Source organism: Chitinophagaceae bacterium (genome assembly GCA_030053935.1).
GTDB lineage: Bacteria > Bacteroidota > Bacteroidia > Cytophagales > JASGCU01 > JASGCU01.
In genome coordinates this window covers 1-17,755 of sequence record JASGCU010000018.1, presented here as the reverse complement: position 1 = coordinate 17,755, position 17,755 = coordinate 1, and the positions used below count along the sequence as shown (strand labels likewise).

Below are 17,755 nucleotides of genomic sequence, written 5' to 3'. Positions count from 1 at the left end.
TTTTAAGTATCAAATGCTTTACCAATAATGTTACCAATAATGTTACCAATAATGTAAGTATATTTTCTTTATTAATTTCATCTCTTCTAGATTTGTATAAGGCAACTTTTTATTTGAATTAAAAATAAACTACCTAAATAAATCCATTTTTTATTATTTAGAGCATTACAAAAACATATATTAGTTTTATTCCCTATTTTATTCATAATTTACATTTTTAGTACAATTTAACCATATATTATTAAATAGTGAAAAAAATAATACCTCTCTTATACATCATTATCTTTCTTATCATTGGAAATACAAGCAATTGTTTTTCTCAATCGGTGCGAGTAGGAATAAAAGTTGCACCCGTCATAGCATACAACAGAGCAGAATTTTCTCCCGCAGATGATTCTTTAGATATTGCATCGGAAGGAGCATATTTTTCTGCTTTTCCATCTTTTGTGATACATTTTGGAATAACAGATGTCTACCACATTGTTTCGGGTATAACCTACGCTCCTAAAACTATCCACTTTTCTCTCAATCCCAAAAATAAATATACGAATCTGAAAGAAGAATATACTCTGCAATATATACAAATTCCACTTCTTTTTAAGATGAATACACCCGATTTGTTACCAGGATTCAGAGCTTATGCCCAATTAGGTGCTTTATTTGACATACATATTCATCTTAAACCCAAAGATGATAAAAATTATTTTATACAAAAAGTGAACCCCATAGATATAGGGCTTTCTTTTGGAGCAGGGGTAGAAAAAGATATTTTGCATCAATTAGTTATTTTTGCAGGAATATACTACAATAGAGGTATGCTCAATGCAGTATCCGAAGCAAAGCAAAAAAATCTCATAATAAAGAATGATTTTATCTCTTTAGATATAGGAATTAAATTTTAAATCATTATCATGTTCAAATTATCTCTACTCTCTCTATTTTTCGCCACGGGATGTTTTTATAAATGCCCGATAGAAGGAATAGATTTAGAAAAATGGAAAAAAGACAAAATGGGATGTTTAGGAAAGAGGGGGTATTTTTTAGACACCCTGATCGCACAAAAGGAATCTCTCAAACGTTTATACGAAAGAGATATTACCTATATTTTTGGCAGACCTGATAAACAAGAACTCTACACCAGAGGGCAAAAAGTTTTTATCTATTATATTTATTCCGCAGACAATTGTTCCCTTCAAAAAAAAAACATTACCTTAGAAATAAAGTTTAATTCTATAGGTTTAACAAATGAGATATTTGTAAGGGAGTTGTGAGTAGTTAGTGATTAATATCAATGATGAATTATGAATAAATACAATCTCTTTTCCTTAAAAGGAGGGCAAAGAGACGGTTTGAATAACAAAAAGATAACAAAAAATATTGTGTATGCTTTTTGCATTCCAATTCAAATAATTATATTTTTTATTTAAATATTGTAATAAAAATATAAAAACACAAAATATTTTTTTAAAATTAGATTGCCTTGTTCCTGTTTTATATAAATAAGAACCTTATTATTTATAAATATATTAATAATTACATTACATAGAGATAAAAAATATAAAATATCTGGTTTAAATGTAATTTAGCACACTTTGTACAATATAAAATTATATATTCATTTTCATTAATTTTTTATGCTTAAAAGAATCTTTTTAGTATTGTTTTTTCCCCTTATTACCCATGCTCAAATAAAAGAATTGAGACACTATCAATTTAAAAATAATGGGAATAAGGATAATCCATTATTGGGAATAGCTACACAATTATACAGATGCGTTATAGCCGAAAAAAATGGAAATATAAAAACACTTCAAAACATTGTAATAGGTAATGCACAAGAAATAAGTGCCATTTCTTTTAATCCTACAGGGAGTTATTTTGTTACCGCTAATGATGACTATGCTATTGAGTTTAGATCATTTAAAGAAGTAAACCATATTCTAAAAACATATAAAAAAAAACATCTCAGCGTTATAAAAACTATTATTTTTAGTCCCGACGCTCGCTATATGATAAGTAATAGTTCAGATGGAATAGTAAGTGTATGGAATTTAGAAAACGATATGCTTTTTAGAAAATTTAAAAAACCTATTTCTGCGAATACCATAGCTATAAGTCAAAATGGAGTTTATTTAGCAATAGATGTAAGTAACGACATTCATATTTGGTACATAGAAGAAAATGTACAAGTTGCTACATTGAGTGGGCATAAAGGAAATATTTTTGCTATGAAATTTAGTCACGATAATGCTCTCTTGTCAAGTGCAGGAGATGACGGAAACATAATATTATGGAATACAAAAACATGGACCAAAAATAAAAATTTACAGGTACCTAACAATAAGAATATAACCGCTTTAGATTTTCATTTCAATAATAAATACCTCATAACAGGTGCTGATAATGGAGAAATAGATATATGGAATATCAAAAAAAACCAAATAATAAAAACGCTTATAAATCAAACATCCCCCATTAATAATATTCATTTTTGGAATGACTTTAACAAACAATCATCTTTATTTTACGTATCTGATAGCTACGGATTATATATATATGATACAAATGATTTAGAACCTGAACATAATTCTGTAGTGAAAGAAAGCGTGGATAATTTTATTACAAAATGGTCTAAACGAAAAGAAACAGAAACTATAGACGAATATCAAAAAAGAGTCAACGACTCTACTATGCGAAAAGAATACAATAAGAAAAAACAAGAATTTACCACAAGTAATGCCCTTAAAAAACATAAATTAGAATCTCCCGATAAAGAACCGTATGACAAACAAAGCCAAAGTTATAACGTCACTTTTGCAGGGTTACGATCTATACCTCTTCATGTATCCGAAGAAGAACAAGCATCTTTTGAAAGTAACTACAATAATCTCCAATATCAAAACCCCGTGTTTGCTTTAGGAGAAGACGACGAATTTTACCTCACATACATAGAAGCAGTAAATCCAGAAACTCAAAAAGTATACATATACGACATAACTGGTAACTATAATACCACCACCAATAAAGAAGAAGAACAAACCGTAGAAGAGATGGAGTTTGTACCCGTAGAAATAATTAGAGAAGTGGTAGCCGAAGAAGAAAAACTGAAAACCGACTTAAAAGAATCTATTAAACAAGAAACAACCCGAGGATCAATAACAGAAAATGTAATATCTAATGTCAACACATCTACCGAAATAGTAAATGATGAAAAAGGAAATCAGATAATAAATTACCATATCCAATACCTCTATGAAATTATAAAAAAACAAGTAACTAATGTAATAGATGACTATCCCCCAGGAGAATTTAGATACGACAAATCAAAAGCCGCTATAACCACTTTAGATATTATCAAAAAAACTTTTGAGGGCGACATAGCAAAGTACATGACCCCCGACAAAAAAATTACTATTAAAATCAATGGATCAGCAGATGGAACCCCTATCAAAAAAACTATACCTTATGACGGTATTTATGGAGAATTTGACGGACACCCTCTTTTTTTAAATGGAAATTTAGATAATATTTCTGTTTCTAAAAAACAAGGAATTACAGAAAACCAACAACTAGCATATCTCCGCACTTACGGAGTTCGTAAATTTTTCGAAAATAATATAAGCACTTTTAAAAATACAAAAAATACTTTTGAACACTACATCCAACTTTCAAAAGGTGTCGGTGAAGAATTTAGACGTATTTCTATAGAAATAATTATTCATAATGCTTTCAATAAACAATAAAAATGCAGTTAAAAAAAACAATACTTATTGTAATAATACTTTATACTTTTATAAATATAAATAAAGCATTCGCCCAATCTACAAAACCAATTCTAAGAGTAAATACCACCATGCACACGGCATCTGTGAATAAAGTGAGCGTAGATGGAAATGGAAGTATATTTCTTACAGTATCCGATGACAAAACAGCAAAACTATGGGATATAAAAAGCGGAGAACTGCTCCGTACTTTTCGTGTTCCTATTACAGAAGTAGGAAGTGAAGGACAATTGTATGCAGGAGCATTAAATTTTGATGGAACCCTTGTAGCAGTAGCCGGATACACAGGATACGAATGGGATAAACTCAATTCTGTATATATTTTTAATGCAGAAAACGGAAATATGATAGAGAGATTGTCAGGATTACCAAATGTTATAAACGACATAAAATTTTCTCATAACGGACTTTATTTAGGGGTTGCTTTAGCACAAGATAATGGAATCAGGATTTATAAAAACGAAAACTCTTCTTTCATCCTTTTTAAAAATTATACAAACTATTCGAATGAAACATATAACCTTGCTTTTTCCCATCAAGGTAAGCTTGCCACTGTTTCTGCCGATGGTTATATCCGACTCTATAACGACAGTATAAACTTTATCTCAAAAGCATATTTGGGAAATAATCCATTTTCTATTACATTTTCTCCCGATGGAGAAAAAATAGCAGTAGGATATAAAAATCAAAATATTGCTCCAGAAGTATTAGATGCAAACACTTTAGGACCTCTCTTTAGAGTTATGGGAGGAACCGGTGGTAGCGAATTTAGTATCCCTGTCGTATCTTTTTCTGACGATGGAAAATATCTCTACGGAGCAGGAAACTATGAACAAGATATAAATGATTCTTGGTGGACGCTCATCCGACAATGGAACTCTATAGATGGAACAGAAACCGGAAATTACCCCGCCGCCCAAAGCTCTATTATGGATATAAAAACTATTCCCCAAAATCAAATTCTCTTTGTAGGCTCAAACCCAGATATAGGCATAATAGATTATTTAGGAAATAAATCTTTCTACAAAACAGGAGAAATACTCAACTTTACAGCAAAAGACAGAAGTCATTTTAAAACAAATACATCCGGTAGTATCGTAGAATATACAGCATATGCAAAAGAAACACAAGTTTTTTCATTAGAAGCAAGACGTCTAGAAAAAAATAAAGAAACAGAACCTCTCCACTCTTTCACAGATAAATCTGATGTTTTAATAGCAGAAAACTGGAAAAATACATATTCCCCATCCATAAACGAACAAACATTACTCTTACAACCTAATGAACTGTCACGTAGCATAGATGTAAAAAATGATACAGTAGTATTAGGAACAACATGGAATATATACTGTTTTAATGGAAAAGGAGAAAAACTTTGGCAACAACAAATAACCAGTGCCGCATGGGTAACCAAAATCAGCCCTAATGGAAAAATTGTAATAGTAGGACATGGAGACGGAATTATACGTTGGTATAACATAGCAGACGGAAAACTCTTAATGAGCTTATATATCCATCCCGAAAACAATAAATGGGTTCTTTGGACACCCGAAGGATATTTTGACACCTCAGGAGAAGTAGAAGAATACATCGGATGGCACGTAAATCAAGCATCGCATAAAGAAGCAATGTTTTACAACGCATCACAATTCTATGAAAAATTTTACACACCTAACCTTGGAATGCGATTGTTAAATAATGAAAATATCCAAGGAAATAACGACGTAAATATAAATAATTTTCAATTACCACCCATAGTCAAAATAACATCTCCTTCTTCCGATACAAGAGGATTTCAAAGAAAAACATTCGAATCCGAAACCAAAGAAATACAAATAGTCATAGAAGCCACTGACCAAGGTGGAGGAATAGATGAAATAGTACTGTATCAAAATGAAAAACTTATATCTAGCACTGCCCGAGGATTTAAAGCAAATAATACCCAAGAAACATCACAAAAAAAAATTTTTAATGCAACCCTTATTAATGGAATAAATCATTTTAAAGCAAGTGCTTTTAGCACCCAAAGAACAGAAGCACAACCCTTTGAAATAACCGTCAACTATAAAGGAACAGTCGCAAATACAGATCTTTATATATTAGCAATAGGCATAAACCAATATAAAAACCCAAAATGGAACCTCAAATACCCAGTAGCAGACGCTACAGCAACAGTAGAAACTATAAAAAATAATGCAAAAGAAATCTTCGGAAAAACAGAAATCACCATCCTTACAGATGAAGAATCTACAAAAGAAAATATAAAAAAAAAATTAAAAAAAATTCAAGAAAAAATAACCGAAAAAGATTTATTCCTCTTCTATTATGCAGGACATGGAATAATGAGTGAAGAAGAAAAAGCACAATTTTTTTTAGTAATGCACGATGTTACATCACCATATAAATTAGAGATGCTCCAAGAATTAGGAGTATCCGCCTTAGATCTACAAAATTACGCATTCGAAATAAAAGCCCAAAAACAAGTATGGATTTTAGATGCATGCCAAAGCGGAGGAGCAGTAGCCGATCTCTTAGCAAGCCGAGGTACTGCAGAAGAAAAAGCAATTGCCCAACTCGCAAGAAGCACAGGAATCGCAGTACTAGCCGCCAGCAGTAGTGACCAAGAAGCTCAAGAATTTGCTACACTCGGTCATGGACTTTTTACACACTGTTTATTGAAAGCATTAGAAGGACATGCCGATGGAAGTCCAAAAGACGGAAAAGTAACCATAAAAGAAATAGGAGCATTTTTAGACGACCAAGTACCAGAACTTTCCCAAAAATTCAAAGGACAAGCACAATACCCATCAACACAACCAGCAAAACAAGATTTTCCAATAGGAACCGTAAAAATAAAATAATAAATAAAACCTTCTAAAAAAAAATATAAACACTCCATAAAAAAAACCTGTTTCTATTTTTAGTTTTATATTCAAATAACGATGTTTTTTTTATAAAAATAGGAAAAGAAAAATACAAAAATACAAAAATACATTTATTTTTATGAGATTGACTCATTACTTTTTTATGAAAAAATTAAAACCTTATTATTACAAAATAAATATATTCATTTTCATTAACTTTCTATTTATGTTTAAAAGAACCTTTTTAGTATTATTTTTTTATGTTGTCTTCGTATATGTAGAAGCACAACAAATAAGCGGTTTTTCAAATGAAACCGGTTCTATACAAAAACAATTAGAACAAAAATTTGACGCACAACTGAGCGCATCAAATATTGGAGAAACTATCAAACTTCTTTCCTCAGAACCACATCATGTCGGTTCGGTAGGAGGAAAAAAAGTAGCCGATATAGTTCTCAATAGATTTAAAAGCTGGGGATGGGATGCCCAATTAACTGCTTATGAAGTATTATTTCCAAGCCCAAAAACCAGAATTGTAGAAATAGTAGGAGGATTTAAAGCAGCTTTAAAAGAACCTCCACTGAAAGAAGACGCTACTTCTAATCAAACAGACCAGCTTCCTACCTATAACTGTTGGAGTGCCGATGGAAATGTAACAGCAGAATTAGTATTTGTAAATTATGGAATACCCGAAGATTATGAAGTATTAGAAAAATATGGAATAGATGTCCGAGGAAAAATAGTCATTGTAAAATATGGACGCAGTTGGAGAGGTATTAAACCAAAAGTAGCACAAGAAAAAGGAGCAATAGGATGTATTATTTATTCTGACCCTAAAGACGATGGTTATACATTAGGTGATGTCTATCCAAAAGGAGCATATAAAAATGAATATGGAGTTCAAAGAGGATCTGTAATGGATATGCCTATATACCCAGGAGACCCGCTTACTCCTTTCATTGCTTCTACCAAAGATGCAAAAAGAATTGATAGAAAAGATGCCCCAAATCTTTTAAAAATCCCGGTTATCCCCATAAGCTATGGAGATGCACAACCACTTTTAGAAAGTTTAGAAGGAGCAGTAGCACCATTGGAATGGGCAGGCGCTTTACCGATTACTTACCATTTAGGACCCAGTAAAAAATTAATCCATTTACAATTAGAATTTAATTGGCAAACAAAAACAGCATATAATGTAATAGCAAAAATACCCGGCTCTACTTATCCCGACCAATGGGTAATAAGAGGAAATCATCATGATGCATGGGTAAACGGTGCTAATGACCCTATAAGCGGATTAGCAGCATTAATGGAAGAAGCAAAAGCAATAGGTACCTTAGTAAAAACAGGATGGAAACCAAAAAGAACCCTCATATACTGTGCTTGGGATGCAGAAGAACCAGGACTCATAGGATCCACAGAATGGGTAGAAGAACATAAATTAGAACTGCAAGAAAAAGCAGTAGTATATATAAACTCTGATGGCAATGGAAGAGGCTTTTTACATGCCGCTGGCTCACACGCATTAGAAAATACTGTTTCCGAAGTATCCAAAGATATAAAAGACCCCCAAACAGGAGGCACTGTTTTTGAAAGAAGTATAGCTCGTTCATCCGCTCTTGCATCAAACACAAAAACAAAAAAAGAAATTTTTTCTCAAAAAACACTCCGTATCGGAGCATTAGGTTCGGGTTCTGACTACTCACCTTTCATCCAACACGCATGTATACCATCTATTGATTTAGGATACGGAGGGGAAAATTCAGGAGGAGAATACCACTCCATTTACGATTCTTATGACCATTATGCTCGTTTTAAAGACCCAAAGTTTGAATACGGACTTGCTTTATCTCAAACAGCAGGGCATATTGCTCTCCGAATTGCACAAGCAGATCATCTCCCTTTTGATTTCAAAAGTTTACACAGAACAGTAAAAGAATATCTCGCAGAACTCGTATCTCTTTGTGACCAAACGAGAGAAAATACTCTCATAGAAAATGAACTCATCGCAGCAAAGGTCTACGAACTTGCAGCAGACCCTACTAAAAAATTACAATACCCTACCCCAAAAACAGAAGTTCCTTATCTTGATTTTTCCCCTCTTCAAAATGCCTTACATAACTTATATGTAGTAGCAAACAAATTTTCTGAACGAAAAGCATCTTTCTCACCACAAAAAATAGAAGAAATAAATGCAAAAATATATAAATCCGAACAACAATTACTTTTAGAAAATGGACTACCACGCAGAAGTTGGTATAGACACTCTCTCTATGCACCAGGGTTTTATACGGGATACGGAGTAAAAACACTCCCCGGTATAAGAGAAGCATTAGAACAAAGAAATTGGAAAGAAGCACAAGAACAAATTGCAGCAGCAACACAATCTATTCGTAAGTTATCAGATTTTTTAGAAAATTTATCACAATAAACTGATAATTATATGCATATTTGTATGGTAATTGATGCATTTTAATACCATTTTACATAATTACTACAAAACAAACATATACTTTTAACTCTATATATACTTTCCTTATGTATCCAAAAATCTTATTTACCGCTCTTTTTTGTTTTTCTATCTATCAAAAAACTTATGCCCTTGATTCTTTAGTTGAAAATGCTTCTTCTATAAAAAAATTAAACATACAAGAATGTATAAAAACCACTCTCGCTCATAATTTGAATATAAAAAGAAGCCAACTAAACCTACAAACAGCAAAAATTAATTTTAGAGAATCTTATTTAAGAACGCTCCCAAACTTGAACGCATCGGGGAGTTATGGAAATAATTCGGGACGTTCTATAGATCCTTATACCAATCAGTTTCTCACAAATTCTTTTGCATATTCTAATATAGGATTAGCGAGTTCACTTACTCTTTTTAATGGATTATCTCTTTCTTTGGGAATCTGGCAATCTCAAGCAAATCTTCAGGCAAATATCTATAATTTAGATAAAGCAAAAAACGATGTTATTATTACTGTAATGACTGCTTACTTAAATGTTATTCTCAATGAGCAAATTGTGGAAGCAAGTAATTCACAAAGAAACACAACTTCTAACCAACTCCAAAGAACTATCAAATTAGTAGACGCTGGTTCTTTACCCATAAGTGATAGATTAGAATTGGAAAGTCAACTCGCTACAAATGAAGTGGATTTAGTGAATGCACAAAATAATTATAACCTTGCTCTGCTCAATTTGAAACAAATAATGCTCATCCCTTCTAATACAGAAATAGAATTAGAAATACCCGAAGTAACAATCCCTGAAAGAATAGATGTAATTACACCCGTAGAGGAAATTTATAATACGGCATTGCAAAATCTCCCCGAAGTAAAAAGTGCTGAGACACAAATAAAAGCAGCAAAATTAGGAACAAAAATTGCATATTCGAGCGGAATACCATCTATAAACCTCGGCTTTCAATTAGGAACGAATTACTCTCAAGCAGCTGATAGAGCACAGTATAGAATAGGAGATAATAAGGAGCAATTTAGTAGTTTGGATATATCTTTAGATGGAGGAAGTACTTACAATACTATAAAATTAAGACAATTTGTACCTGAACAAATAAAAACCAGCGATAATTTTAACCTATCGCAACAATTTGAAAAAAATATAAGTACTAACATAGCACTTCAAATACAAGTTCCTATTTTTAATAGATTTTTTACTCATTCCGCAGTACAGAGAGCAAAAGTAAACGAACAACTCACGGAAATAAATGCAACAGAAATAAAAAATCAACTCCGACAAAGTATAGAAACTGCCTATAATAACGCTCTTGCTTCTCTCAAAACCTATAACGCTTCTCTGAAACAAGTAGCAGCTTTAGAGACATCTTTTAGAAATATAGAAAATAGATTTAATATAGGTGCTGTTCATTTTGTAGATTATCAGGTAGTAAGCAATAACCTTTTTAGAGCAAAAGCAGACCTGATAAGAGCTAAATATAGTTACTTCTTTAGATTAAAGATATTAGATTTTTATCAAGGAAAACCCATTACAGAATAAGTATTTTTGTAACTATTGAGCTAAGCCCGAGTGCTTGAAAAAATTATAGAAATTGGAATACGAACGGTTTACAAACCACGTCGATGTGAAATAAATGTAGACTCGACGGGGTTTAATTATACTGGTAATACTTCACTATAATCATACCATCTCTTTAGAATCTACATTATATCATTTCCTTTCATTGTGTATGCTCAGTAGTTACAAAAATACAATATATTCATTCATTAATAGTATATTACATCCACTTACTCATCAAGGTTTTAGGAGTTTTCTTGCAGATACTACATATTAACACTCTCTCATATATAACATATTAGGTATGGCAAAAAATGTTCATCGGGACTCCGACGCGGAGACAGGAGAAGTAAAAATAAATGATTTGGAAGAAAAAAAACAGCGAGGAAAGGTACTTGATTTTTTTATGGATAAGCGTTTGCATATATCTATAGGTATTTTCTTGTTGTTGTTTTCTATTTTTGTATTTATATCTATTATTTCTTATTTTTTCAATGGAAAGATAGACCAAAGCTTAGTGCATGGGAGTTCTTGGGGGGAAATGAAAGAGGCGTTTAGAGAGGTGAAAAATTGGTTTGGAGTATTTGGTTCCATAACTTCTCATTACTTTGTTTTCAGAGGTTTTGGAGTTGGCAGTTTGTTTATTCCTCCTTTCCTTTTTATAGTAGGTTTTCGGATAGTATTTCGGTATGCTCTTTATCCACTTGGGAGAGCGTTTGCTTTTTGTTCCTTTGCTGTTTTGTGGATTTGCCTTACTTTTGGTCTTTTTCTCAAATATAATCCTTCGTCTTTTTTAGAATATTCTTTTTTAAGCGGTGCTATTGGGTATGAATTAGCAGAGATAATAGATGGATGTATGGGATGGGGAGGATTTTTACTGCTTCTCTTTTTTCTTTTTCTTTTTATTATTTATTTTTTTAATTTTACAGAATTTTATTATCTTTTAGAAAAAATAAAGAACCCCAAGACAGAAAATATCACTGAAAAAGAAGAGAAACCCGAAACGGAAGACAAAAAAAATACTCCGAATAAAACAAAACCATCTCGTGACAACCAGAATATTGTTTTAGAAGTAGATAATACACACTCTCCCAAAGCAGAAGAGGAACAAGTTCCCAATCCTCCCCTGAGTACAAAAAAAATAGAAATGGAGATTATGAAAAATGAACCTGCTCCCGTAGATAAACAAGTATTTAACGGACCTGTTAAATACCAACCATCCCGATTTGAGAATGCAGAAGGAACATTTGAAGTGGTAGAATTAGAAGATGAAGCGATGGGTGTAGAAGTAAAAAATTATGACCCTACTTTGGACTTACCCCAATACGAATATCCCAATCCCAATCTTTTACACGAGAGACCGCCTTCTAAAATTCAGGTGACAAAAGAAGAATTAGAAGCAAATAAAGATAAAATTATAGAAACTCTCAATAATTTTGATATAGGAATTGCTCAAATAAAAGCTACCATAGGACCTACCGTAACCCTTTATGAAATAATCCCCCAGGCAGGAGTTCGCATTTCTAAAATTAAAAATTTGGAAGACGACATAGCATTGAGTTTATCTGCATTAGGCATTAGAATTATAGCCCCGATGCCCGGCAAAGGAACAATAGGAATAGAAGTTCCGAATAAAAAAAAAGAAATGGTAGATATGCGTTCTGTCCTTGCAACGGAAAAGTTTCTCAAAAGCGAGATGGACTTACCTATAGTTTTAGGAAAGACAATTTCTAATGAGGTATATGTCACAGATTTAGCAAAGATGCCACATTTGCTTATGGCAGGTGCTACGGGGCAAGGTAAATCTGTAGGTCTCAATGTTATTTTGACTTCTCTTCTCTATAAAAAACATCCTTCACAGCTAAAACTTGTCTTGGTAGATCCAAAAAAAGTAGAACTTACTCCTTATAACAAAATAGAAAAGCACTTTTTAGCGACACTGCCCGACGTGGAAGAACCTATTATTACAGACACAAAAAAAGTAGTCAATACCCTTAATTCTCTTTGTATAGAAATGGACTCCCGTTATGATTTACTCAAAATAGCAGGGAGCAGAAACATCAAAGAATACAATGAAAAATTCATAACAAGGCGACTAAATCCCAAGAATGGACATAGGTACCTGCCTTATATTGTTTTGGTTATAGATGAATTAGCGGACTTAATGATGACAGCAGGAAAAGAAGTGGAGCTTCCTATTGCCCGAATAGCCCAATTGGCAAGGGCAATCGGTATACACTTGGTAGTAGCAACCCAAAGACCCTCTGTGAATGTTATTACGGGAACCATAAAAGCAAACTTCCCTGCACGTTTATCTTTTAGAGTTGCTTCAAAGATTGATGCAAGAACTATTTTGGACACAGGAGGAGCAGAACAATTAGTGGGGCAGGGAGATATGCTTTTGTCCTTAGGAAGTGATATTATACGATTGCAGTGTGCTTTTGTTGATACCGATGAGGTGGAAAATATCTGCTCTTTTATAGAAAAGCAAAATGGGTATCCGAGTGCGTATCTGTTGCCAGAATACGTTGGGGAAGAAGAGGAAGGAACAGAGAAAGACATAAATTTAGCAGACAGAGATCCTCTTTTTGAAGAAGCCGCCCGTCTCATAATTACTCACCAAATCGGCAGCACCTCTCTTATCCAAAGAAAAATGAAACTCGGTTATGCGAGGTCGGGAAGGATAATGGATCAATTAGAAGCCGCAGGCATTGTAGGACCGATGAGCGGTGGCAAACCACGAAATGTTACCGTAGCCACAGAAGACCACTTAGAAAAGATATTACAAGAACTGAATAGAAATAGTCCCATCTAAAACATGATCCCATCGCATACTATAGAGGAAATTAGAAATAAAGCAGATATAGAAGATGTGGTATCTGATTATGTATCCCTCAAAAAAAAAGGAAAAAATCTATGGGGATGCTGTCCTTTTCACGATGAAAAGACACCTTCTTTCACTGTATCCCCAGCCAAAGGCATATTCAAATGCTTTGGTTGTGGGAAGGCAGGAGATTCTATTACCTTCATAATGGAAAAAGAAAAATTTGCATACACCGATGCTCTCAAATATCTTGCCCAAAAATACGGTATAACCATAGAAGAAAAACAATATTCTTTGGAAGAAAAAAAAGAATCCGATGAAAAAGAAGCTCTGTATCATTTACTTCACAATGCAAAAGAGAAGTTTCAAAAGAACCTATTGCAAGAGCAATCACAGGCAGCTCTGACGTATCTCAAAAACAGAGGACTGAATACGGAAGTAATGCAGAAATTTGAACTCGGATACAGTTTAGATGCTTGGAACGACCTCCTCAATTACTATAAGAAAATGGGATATTCCGAAGAACTCTTAGAAAAATCAGGAATTATAATAGTACGAGAAGAAGAAAGCGGTAAAAAAATATACGATAGATTTAGAAATAGAATTATGTTCCCCATTCATAATCTTATAGGAAAAACAATAGGATTTGGAGCAAGATTACTCAAGAATGAGGAAAACCAACCGAAATATCTCAACTCTCCCGAAACCATTGTATATAAAAAAAATGAGGTCTTATACGGCATATTTCAAGCAAAAGAATCCATCAAACACGAAGACAATTGCTATCTCTGCGAGGGCTATATGGATGTAATATCTCTCCACATGGCAGGGATCCAAAATACCGTCGCCGCATCGGGAACTTCTCTTACAGAAAATCAAATAAAACAAATAAAAAGATTCACACACAATGTTACCACGCTTTTTGATGGAGACAATGCGGGCATAAAAGCCAGCTTCCGTGGAATAGATATGCTCCTTTCACAAGATATAAACGTCAAAGTAGTTCCATTCCCCGAAAATGAAGACCCCGATAGCTACGCACATAAACTCGGTCCCCAACCATTCAAAGAATTTCTCAAAACAAACGCTACCGACTTTATTCTTTTCAAAACAAAAATATTGCTCAAAAACATTCAAAACGACCCCATAAAAAAAACAGAAATAACAACCGATATTATAACAAGTATTTCCTGTATTCCCAATATTATAAAAAGAGATTTGTATATACAAGAATGCAGTGATATACTGAAGATTAATAAAGATATTATTGAAGTAGCATTACAAAATATACTATCCCCCCAAAAAAAAGATACGCAAAAAAACAAAATCCATCCTACCAATGTTACTTCTGCAAAAGAAAAACCCATAAAAGAAAAAATAACATACCAAGAAGAAGAAAGCATACGAATACTCCTTTTATACGGAAAAGAAACCATCAAACAGCCCGAATCACAAGATATACAGGCACTCACCTATTTTTTCAAAGAAACAGAAGATGACGGAATATCTTTTCAAAGTCCCTTATATCAAGAAATATACGCTCTTTTTAAACAAAAACTCCAAGAAGGGATTCTCGTAGACATGGATTATTTTTTGAAGCACGAATCATTAGAAATCAGAAACTGTGTAGCATCTTTGATAGGGAAAGAAGATAAACACGAATTCAGTAAAAATTGGCAAGAGAGGTATGAAATAAATATTCCGACTGAAAAGGAAGAATTAAAACAAAGTATGTATACCAATATTATCCGACTCAAGCTCTCTTTTATAAAGTTTTTACGGAAGCAAAATATAGAAAAATTGACAAATCCCGAATATGCTCAAGATGAAATCCTTCAAGAAATCAAAGAACAAAATACTATCATACAAGAACTTTCAAAAATTATAGGAAAAGTGTATGAGTTATAAGTTATCTGTATGAAAATCCATTTTGGTTACCATTTTGTGAATTGTTGTTATATGTAATAACAAAAAAGCAGGGACAAAATTCTTACCCTTTTCAAACATTATGAATTTACATATACTTTCATCTCGGTACTCCAGAAATACCTGCTTGAGTATTTCCTTGTTTTTGGTTGTTTTTTTGTTACTTTTGTTATGAGCAGTGGAGTCATTTCTGCCTTTTGTTAAATAGCTTTGGTGCATTACCATACGTTAAAACTTGGTTGTTATACTTTTCTGTCATGGGTATTTTTTCAAATAATAAATCTAATACTTTTAGTTTGTTAAATACAAAAAGAGCTTCTCTATAATGATTTGACCCACTATTTCTAATTTCTAATTCTCCAACATTTACTCCTTTATATTTAAATAAGACTTTCTGTTCAGGAGTTTCTGATACTCGTCTTGCTTGCGAATTCACTACTTCAAAATTTTCTCCCATTACTTTCACAACGTCCTTTCCAAGAAAAACGTGAAACACACTATTGTGTAAAATTGTTAAATAATCTACTTGATTTCCGTCAAAAAATGATTTTTCAATGAATGTTTTTACTCGTCTTTGTTCTTGAAATAACTCGCAAAGTCGTCTCATTGGATTTCTCAAATGCTCTTTAATATTGTTTTTATTTCTTTGATATTCGTCATAAGTTTCGGGATAAGCATCTAAGCATTCAATCAATAATTGTCCGATTCCGTTCATAGATTGAAAAGCATTGTCGCTCAAAAATCTGTTTCTTCCGTAGAGGAAAACTTGCCATCTCTTTCCTCCGCTTTTTACGGAATGTGTGTCTTTATTGTGATCCACTACATCTTTTTTAGCAATAGCATTGTTTTGATAATCTTCACCAACACCAATAGCTTTTGCAAATAATAAAGCATCTCTATGCCCTTGATAGCGAACATTCCTTGCTTTTTCTGAAGACATTGCTTTTCTTTTTGCCATTTTTTTATCTTTTAATAATAAGCACTTCGTGTGATTGCTTTATGTGATTTATACCTTTATTAATTCTATTGAGACCGATTCTTGTTTCCCCTTGTCCCATTGTATACTGCCAAGCGACATCTACCAATTCAAAGTCCTTATACCATTCTCTTATTGTTTGGCAGTCGTTGTAGGATACAATAAATTTTCCGTTATGATTTACCAGCAAATCCCTTAATACATCGTGGCGAAACCCATTGTGGTGAATTGGGAAATTTCTTTGTGGGTAGATGCCTTTAAACATTTTGCTATCACCATCCAGAAAATAGGGTGGGTCGCAATAGAAAAAATCATTGGGGTACAGAGCAAATACATTTTCAAAGGAGTTACAATAAACCTCTAAATTATTGAGGTTAGTATTTTTTACTTTATCGATCATTGAATGGTAGCGTTTTTCTTGCATATAGACAGAAGAAGGCCAGCTCAAAAACCCTGGTCCATAGGAAGTATTATGATTAAAATAATAGTATGCAGCAAGTTCCATTGCATCTTCTATGAGTTCTTCTTTTTTCCAATGTTTTTTCAGTCGTTCTTTTATTTGCTGAAAGCCCTCTTTTGTGGGTTGGAATGATTTTAGAATTTCAGCAAGTTTTTGAGGGTTTCCCATTTGAACCTGCCAATAATTTACTAACAAGTCAAAAATATCGTAAGCAATAACGGGGATTTTTGCTTCTTGACTACAAGCAATTTCCACACTTCCACCTCCCATAAATGGAGAAATAACTCTTACTATATCGCTTGGAAAATGTTCGAGAATGAATCCAACTGCTAAACTTTTTCCACCTGCATAACGCAGAGGAGAACCTAAATATCTTTTATATCTGTTCTTGCTACCGTTTTGACTTGCTAATTGTTTTAAAAAATTTGTTTTGTAAGAACTTTCATTATTTTCACTCAGAAAGAGGTATTGGGAAGAGAATATTTCTTTTGTATTTGTTTGCTGTTTGTTTTTTTGCTTATCATTGTATATGGTTTTCATAGCAATATAGTCCCGCTCTTTACAGGTGGTTTTATTATTATTGTAAGTTATTATAGATACTCTTGTTCGGGGGTAATACTTTGTTCTGTCTTTTTTTTTACTGCACAGCAATGTTTTACATCGGTTGGTGTACTCTCTCTTTATAGTATGATGAAACATTTCCTTCAGGGAGGTATGGTTTGGTTATCCATTGTGTCACGTTTTGGGTTGTTAACCTTTTTTACCTTGTTTTTAGTGTTTGCGATGGGCTATGCACATCGTGAGTGGATTGTATGTGATACTCTTTTTTTTTATTCATTAAAATGGATTCTTCCGTATATTTTTGCACTTGTTTCGTCCTCTGTA

General features: G+C 33.0%; 10 protein-coding genes. 8 read left to right on the top strand and 2 right to left on the bottom strand.

The window, feature by feature from the left end; genetic code table 11:
- Nucleotides 1–248: 248 nt before the first annotated feature.
- The 8 genes from QM536_03535 to dnaG all read left to right on the top strand — a co-directional run bounded on the left by QM536_03535 (nucleotide 249) and on the right by dnaG (nucleotide 15,416).
- A complete protein-coding gene (locus QM536_03535; protein MDI9356082.1) occupies nucleotides 249–902 on the top strand; it encodes an outer membrane beta-barrel protein in 654 nt (217 codons plus the stop codon).
- Nucleotides 903–911: 9 nt separating this feature from the next.
- Entirely contained in the window at nucleotides 912–1,271 is a 360-nt protein-coding gene (locus tag QM536_03530) for a hypothetical protein (GenBank protein MDI9356081.1), read from the top strand.
- Nucleotides 1,272–1,634: 363 nt separating this feature from the next.
- Entirely contained in the window at nucleotides 1,635–3,743 is a 2,109-nt protein-coding gene (locus QM536_03525) for a hypothetical protein (GenBank protein MDI9356080.1), read from the top strand.
- A gap of 2 nt (nucleotides 3,744–3,745) precedes the next feature.
- Nucleotides 3,746–6,643, top strand: a complete 2,898-nt coding sequence (locus tag QM536_03520) for a caspase family protein (GenBank protein ID MDI9356079.1) — start codon at nucleotides 3,746–3,748, stop codon at nucleotides 6,641–6,643.
- A gap of 229 nt (nucleotides 6,644–6,872) precedes the next feature.
- Nucleotides 6,873–9,077 (top strand): M28 family metallopeptidase, encoded by a 2,205-nt coding sequence (locus QM536_03515; protein MDI9356078.1) that lies wholly within the window; start codon nucleotides 6,873–6,875, stop codon nucleotides 9,075–9,077.
- 107 nt (nucleotides 9,078–9,184) lie between these two features.
- The gene (locus QM536_03510) at nucleotides 9,185–10,666 is read left to right on the top strand and encodes a TolC family protein (protein MDI9356077.1); all 1,482 of its coding nucleotides are present in this window, start codon (nucleotides 9,185–9,187) and stop codon (nucleotides 10,664–10,666) included.
- A 322-nt stretch (nucleotides 10,667–10,988) separates the two neighbouring features.
- A complete protein-coding gene (locus QM536_03505; GenBank protein MDI9356076.1) occupies nucleotides 10,989–13,499 on the top strand; it encodes a DNA translocase FtsK 4TM domain-containing protein in 2,511 nt (836 codons plus the stop codon).
- Nucleotides 13,500–13,502: 3 nt separating this feature from the next.
- Entirely contained in the window at nucleotides 13,503–15,416 is a 1,914-nt protein-coding gene (dnaG, locus tag QM536_03500; GenBank protein MDI9356075.1) for a DNA primase, read from the top strand.
- Between the two features lie 202 nt (nucleotides 15,417–15,618).
- Here dnaG and QM536_03495 read toward each other — a convergent pair whose 3' ends face one another.
- Together QM536_03495 and QM536_03490 are read right to left on the bottom strand one after the other, a co-directional pair.
- Nucleotides 15,619–16,392, bottom strand: a complete 774-nt coding sequence (locus QM536_03495) for a hypothetical protein (GenBank protein MDI9356074.1) — start codon at nucleotides 16,390–16,392, stop codon at nucleotides 15,619–15,621.
- A gap of 4 nt (nucleotides 16,393–16,396) precedes the next feature.
- Nucleotides 16,397–17,521: a DNA adenine methylase gene (locus tag QM536_03490; GenBank protein ID MDI9356073.1), complete on the bottom strand. Its 1,125-nt coding sequence runs from the start codon at nucleotides 17,519–17,521 to the stop codon at nucleotides 16,397–16,399.
- Nucleotides 17,522–17,755: the final 234 nt, after the last annotated feature.

Excerpts from the sequence above, each read along its gene's own strand:
- QM536_03530 (MDI9356081.1), top strand. The coding sequence starts at position 912 with ATGTTCAAATTATCTCTACTCTCTCTATTTTTCGCCACGGGATGTTTT.
- QM536_03525 (MDI9356080.1), top strand. The coding sequence starts at position 1,635 with ATGCTTAAAAGAATCTTTTTAGTATTGTTTTTTCCCCTTATTACCCAT.
- QM536_03520 (MDI9356079.1), top strand. The coding sequence starts at position 3,746 with ATGCAGTTAAAAAAAACAATACTTATTGTAATAATACTTTATACTTTT.
- QM536_03515 (MDI9356078.1), top strand. The coding sequence starts at position 6,873 with ATGTTTAAAAGAACCTTTTTAGTATTATTTTTTTATGTTGTCTTCGTA.
- QM536_03510 (MDI9356077.1), top strand. The coding sequence starts at position 9,185 with ATGTATCCAAAAATCTTATTTACCGCTCTTTTTTGTTTTTCTATCTAT.
- QM536_03505 (MDI9356076.1), top strand. The coding sequence starts at position 10,989 with ATGGCAAAAAATGTTCATCGGGACTCCGACGCGGAGACAGGAGAAGTA.
- dnaG (MDI9356075.1), top strand. The coding sequence starts at position 13,503 with ATGATCCCATCGCATACTATAGAGGAAATTAGAAATAAAGCAGATATA.
- QM536_03495 (MDI9356074.1), bottom strand. The coding sequence starts at position 16,392 with ATGGCAAAAAGAAAAGCAATGTCTTCAGAAAAAGCAAGGAATGTTCGC.